This window comes from Paraburkholderia sp. SIMBA_054, assembly GCF_046534875.1.
GTDB classification, from domain to species: Bacteria; Pseudomonadota; Gammaproteobacteria; order Burkholderiales; family Burkholderiaceae; genus Paraburkholderia; species Paraburkholderia hospita.
In genome coordinates, this window is record NZ_JAWRXV010001703.1 from 1 (window position 1) to 237 (window position 237).

A 237-nucleotide genomic window follows, 5' to 3' on the forward strand; every position below is an offset into this window, starting at 1 on the left:
GATGATCAGGTCGATGGCTTGCGGGTCGATGTCCGCCGCTTCGATCGCGCGCTGCGACGCGAACTGCGCGAGGTCGCTCGTGGTGACGTCCGGATCGGCGAAATGGCGCGCATGGATGCCCGTGCGGGCCACAATCCATTCGTCGCTCGTCTCGACGCCCTGCTTCGCGAGACGCTCGGCGAGGTCCTGATTGGTGACGCGCGCGGGCGGCAGATAGCTGCCGGTGCCGAGGACGCG

The 237-nt window shown here is 68.4% G+C and carries 1 pseudogene; it reads right to left on the bottom strand.

The features are described from left to right. Positions 1-237 (bottom strand): annotated as a pseudogene (locus SB822_RS60910) (3-oxoacyl-ACP synthase); the annotation flags it as partial.